6 protein-coding genes are annotated in these 4,603 nt (G+C 68.6%); 3 read left to right on the top strand and 3 right to left on the bottom strand.

Annotation, left to right across the window (positions count from 1 at the left end; translation table 11 throughout):
- Positions 1-295, top strand: a 295-nt coding sequence (locus tag V6M46_RS08790) for a pyridoxine/pyridoxamine 5'-phosphate oxidase (RefSeq protein ID WP_332663845.1), incomplete at its 5' end; no start/stop codon positions are given.
- On the opposite strand, the gene V6M46_RS08785 is transcribed toward V6M46_RS08790, so the two are convergent.
- From V6M46_RS08785 to rfbB, 3 genes are read right to left on the bottom strand one after another with little or no spacing between them, the layout of a single operon-like run.
- A complete protein-coding gene (locus V6M46_RS08785; protein WP_332663844.1) occupies positions 292-1,611 on the bottom strand; it encodes a bifunctional dTDP-4-dehydrorhamnose 3,5-epimerase family protein/NAD(P)-dependent oxidoreductase in 1,320 nt (439 codons plus the stop codon). The two genes, V6M46_RS08790 and V6M46_RS08785, sit on opposite strands and share 4 nt — an antisense overlap.
- A complete protein-coding gene (locus V6M46_RS08780) occupies positions 1,608-2,075 on the bottom strand; it encodes an adenylyltransferase/cytidyltransferase family protein (protein WP_332663842.1) in 468 nt (155 codons plus the stop codon). Before V6M46_RS08780 ends, V6M46_RS08785 begins: the two co-directional genes overlap by 4 nt.
- A 2-nt stretch (positions 2,076-2,077) precedes the next feature.
- Positions 2,078-3,076 (bottom strand): dTDP-glucose 4,6-dehydratase, encoded by a 999-nt coding sequence (gene rfbB / locus V6M46_RS08775; protein WP_332663840.1) that lies wholly within the window; start codon positions 3,074-3,076, stop codon positions 2,078-2,080.
- A 48-nt stretch (positions 3,077-3,124) separates the two neighbouring features.
- Between rfbB and rfbA the strand changes: the two genes are divergently transcribed.
- Both rfbA and V6M46_RS08765 read left to right on the top strand, forming a co-directional pair.
- Complete coding sequence (rfbA, locus tag V6M46_RS08770; RefSeq protein WP_332663838.1) at positions 3,125-3,991, top strand: glucose-1-phosphate thymidylyltransferase RfbA; 867 nt, start codon at positions 3,125-3,127, stop codon at positions 3,989-3,991.
- A gap of 69 nt (positions 3,992-4,060) precedes the next feature.
- Positions 4,061-4,603: DedA family protein (locus V6M46_RS08765; RefSeq protein WP_332663835.1), on the top strand; the 543-nt coding region annotated here is incomplete at its 3' end.

The following is a 4,603-nucleotide window of genomic DNA, read 5'->3' as shown; positions in this document are numbered from 1 at the left end:
CGACGAGCCCGAGTCGGATGCCTACTTCGCCTCGCGGCCGCGAGGCGCGCAGATCGGTGCCGTCGCCTCGCCGCAGTCCCGCGTGATCTCCAGCCGCGGGGTGCTGGACGATCGGGTCGCCGAGGTCACGCAGGTCTTCGACGGGCAGGACGTGATGCGCCCGCCGATCTGGGGCGGCTATCGCATCGCCCTGGAGTCGGTCGAGTTCTGGCAGGGCCGCTACGACCGCCTGCACGACCGCCTGCGATACGTACGCACGGGCGACGGCTGGCGCCGCGACCGACTCGCGCCCTAGGGCTGACGCGGGGCGAGCGTGCTGTGCTGCGGGCGAGGGGCGAGCTGCTTGTCGGCGCCGTAGGACTCGGTCGACACGCCGATGACGTCCTCGGCGCTCCTGCCCTCGGCGACGAACACGTCGCGGGCGATGTCGGCCCACGACTGGGGCTCGCCGCCGCCGGTGATGTGGTGGATGCCGTAGGGCGATCCTGACGACAGCAACGCGACGATGCCCTCGGCCAGCTCGCGGGCCGTGGTGAGCCGGCCGAACTGGTCGTCGACGACCTGTGGGCGTATGCCGTCACGGGCCAGGCGCTGCATCGTCGCGACGAAGTTGGCGCCGTCGCCCACGACCCAGCTGGTCCGCACGATGTAGTGCTGGGGAACGGTCGACGTCACCGCTTCACCGGCGGCTTTGGTCTGCCCGTAGACGCCGAGCGGTGAGACCGGCTCGTCGATCGTGTGCTCGGCCTGCGTGCCGTCGAAGACGTAGTCGGAGGACACCGTCACGAGCGTCAGCCGGTGCTGGATCGCGATCCGGGCGAGTGCGGCGACGCCGGTCACGTTGACCGCCCATGCCTCGCGTCTGCCGTCCGGCGTCTCGGCGGCGTCGACCGCCGTGAACGCGGCAGCGTTGATGATCGTGTCGACGTCGTCCCAGCGCACGCTGTCGTACGTCGAGGGATCCGCGAGGTCGAGCTCGGTGCGGGTCAGTGCCAGCGCCTCGGGCAGGGCTTCCTGGAGAGCTCGGCCCAGCTGTCCGTCGGCGCCCAGGATGACGGTGCGCCGGGGCGGCACCGGGACCACGTCGGCAAGGCGCGGGTGATCGCGATCCTTGTCCGAGATCTCGACCAGCGGGAGCGGCCACGCGATGTTGACCGTCTCGTCGGCGAGGTTGACGTTGGCGTACTCCGCGTCGGGGCTCCAGTGCGCGTTGACCAGATAGGAGTAGGCCGTGCCCTCTTCGAGCGTCTGGTAGCCGTTGGCGACGCCGCGAGGGATGAACACCGCGGTCTCCGGGTCGAGCTCGGCGGTGTAGGTCGCACCGAATGAGTCGCCGGCGCGCAGGTCGACCCATGCGCCGAAGACGCGCCCGGTCGCGACCGACACGAGCTTGTCCCAGGGCTCTGCGTGGATGCCGCGGGTGGTCCCGGCGGAGGCGTTGAACGCGATGTTGTGCTGGACCGGCCCGAAGTCCGGCAGCCCGGCGGAGACCATCGTGGCGCGCTGCCAGTTCTCCTTGAACCACCCGCGATCGTCCGTGTGGACCGTCAGGCGTACGACCAGCAGCCCGGGGATCGGCGTCGTGCTGACCTCGGGCCCTGACTCACTCATGTGAGGTCGCGGTAGTGCTCGAGCAGGCGGCTCATGACGGAGAGCGCGTCCTGCATCTCCGTGATGTGCTGCGGATCGAGAACGCGCAGCATCTGCTTGATCTCGGTGCTGGAGATGCCGTCGGTGCGGGGGAGGTAGACGACCTCGCACAGCTCCTTGAGGTCGTCGAACTTGCCGGCCCAGTCCTCGCCGATCGCGAAGATGTCGACGTCGTGCTCCTTGATGTCGCTGGCCTTCTGCTCCCATGACGTCTCGGGGATGACCAGGTCGACGCCCTTGATGCTGCTGATGATGCGGGCGCGGTCCTCGTACGACACGACCGAGGTCTTGCCCTTGCCGGCGTTGAACTCGTCGGTCGAGACGGCGATGATGAGGCGGTCGCCCATCGCCGCGAGGCGGTTGATGAGGTTGAGGTGGCCGATGTGGAACAGGTCGAACGTCCCGTAGGTCAGCACTGTGGTCATGATCATTGCCCCTGTCGCGCGTACATCGACTCGGTCGCGGCCTTGCTGGGCCGCCACCACTCTTCATTGGCTCGGTACCACTCGACCGTATCGGCGAGTCCCGTCGCGAACTCGTCGAAATGGGGCCTCCAGCCGAGCTCCTCGCGCAGCTTGCTCGGGTCGATCGCGTAGCGGCGGTCGTGGCCGGCGCGGTCGGTGACGTGCTCGAAGTCGTCGGGTGCGCGGTCGAAGATCGCCAGCAGCAGGGCGACGACGTCGCGATTGCTGCGCTCGCCATCAGCGCCGATGAGGTACGTCTCGCCGATCCTGCCGTGCTCGAGGATCGTCAGGACGGCGCTGCTGTGGTCGTCGACGTGGATCCAGTCGCGTACGTTCAGCCCGTCGCCGTAGACGCGGGGCCGGTTGCCGTCGATGAGCTCCGTGATCTGGCGAGGGATGAACTTCTCGACGTGCTGGTACGGCCCGTAGTTGTTCGAGCAGTTGCTGATCGTGGCGCGCAGGCCGAAGGAGCGCACCCAGGCCCTGACGAGCAGGTCGGAGCCGGCCTTGGTCGCCGAGTAGGGACTCGAGGGGTTGTAGGGCGTCGCCTCGGTGAACCGTGCCGGGTCGTCTAGGTCGAGGTCGCCGTAGACCTCGTCGGTCGAGATGTGGTGGAAGCGCACGTCGTGCTTGCGAGCCGCCTCGAGCAGCGTGAACGTGCCGACGAGATTGGTCTGGACGAACGGGCCGGGGTCGTTGAGCGAGTTGTCGTTGTGCGACTCGGCCGCGAAGTGGACGACCGCGTCGTGCGTGCGGACCAGGTCGTCCACGATCGCCGAGTCGGCGATGTCGCCGACGACGAGCCGGCAGCGCCCCGGGGGCAGGTCGTCGAGGCTCTGGTGGCTCGCGGCGTACGTCAGCTTGTCGATGACCGTGACGTCGAGGTCGGTCGTCGCGACGAGGTGACGTACGAAGTTGGAGCCGATGAAACCGGCCCCTCCGGTCACCAGGAGATTACGCATTACCTCAGCGTAGTAGTGCGTGGTCCGCGCCCACCTAGGATGGCCGCCATGCGGGGAATCATCTTGGCCGGCGGAACCGGCTCGCGGCTGCACCCGGTCACGCGTGCGGTGAGCAAGCAGCTCCTTCCGGTCTACGACAAGCCGATGATCTACTACCCGCTGTCGACGCTGGTCCTGGCCGGCATCGCCGATGTCCAGGTCATCACGACGCCGCACGACGCCGCGCAGTTCGAGCATCTGTTGGGTGACGGATCGCAGTTCGGCATCTCGATCACGTACGCCGTGCAGCCCAGCCCCGACGGTCTCGCCCAGGCGTTCGTCATCGGCAAGGACCACATCGGCAACGACCAGGTGGCGCTCGTCCTGGGTGACAACATCTTCTACGGTGCCGGCCTCGGCACCCAGCTCGCCAAGTTCACCGACATCGACGGGGCGGTGATCTTCGGCTACCGCGTCGCCGACCCCTCGGCGTTCGGCGTCGTCGAGTTCGACGAGCGCGGTGTCGCGATCTCGCTGGAGGAGAAGCCGGCAGTCCCCAAGAGCCGTTATGCGATCCCCGGGCTGTACTTCTACGACAACGACGTCGTCGAGATGGCGGCCGAGCTCGAGCCGTCTGCCCGGGGCGAGCTCGAGATCACGGACCTCAACCGCCGCTACCTCGAGGCCGGCCGGCTGCGGGTCGAGCCGCTGGAGCGCGGCGTGGCCTGGCTCGACACCGGGACATTCGATTCGCTCGGCGAAGCCGGTGAGTTCATCCGTACGGTGCAGAAGCGGCAAGGCCTGTCGATCGGCTGTCCCGAGGAGGCGGCCTGGCGCAAGGGCCTGCTGAGCGACGAGGGGCTACGCCGGCAGGCCGAGGCGTACGCCAGCAGCGGCTACGGGGACTACCTCTTGGGACTCCTCGAGCAGAGCTGAAGCCTGCTGTTCACACCTCATCCACCTGTCCGCAGGGATCGCGTCACGCAGCGGCGCCATCGTGGAGGCATGACAGCTGTCGCGCTGACACTCGCGCTGGGCTTCGGCCTGGCGTTCGCCGAGTCCGGTCTCGGCCTCGGCATCGTGCTTCCTGGCGAGACCGCGGTCGTGGTTCTCGCCGCGACCATGGGCTCGCCGACCGACATGCTCATGCTCGGCGTCGCCGTGATGATCGGCGCCAGCCTCGGTGACCACGTCGGCTATCTCCTCGGCCGCCGCTACGGCGACGCGCTGCGTGACACCAAGGCGGTCAGGCGACTCGGCGTACGCCACTACGACAGCGCAGCCGACCTGCTGCGCCGACGTGGCGGCCTCGCGGTGTTCGCGACTCGGCTGGTGCCGGTCGTACGTACCCTCACGCCGGCCGCCGCAGGCGCCTCGGGCCTGGAATACCGGCGGTTCGCGACGGCTTCCCTCGCCGGCTCCGCAACGTGGTCCGCAGCGTACGTCGGAGGGGGCTCGGTCTTCGGCGCCCTCGCGGCGATGACGACCGACACGTTCGGCCGCGCCTCGTGGCTGATGCTGGTGCTGCTCGCACTGGCCCTGATCCCG

The organism is Aeromicrobium sp. (genome assembly GCF_036676885.1).
In the GTDB taxonomy this organism is placed as follows: Bacteria; Actinomycetota; Actinomycetes; order Propionibacteriales; family Nocardioidaceae; genus Aeromicrobium.
This window is presented reverse-complemented; position numbering and strand designations above follow the sequence as displayed.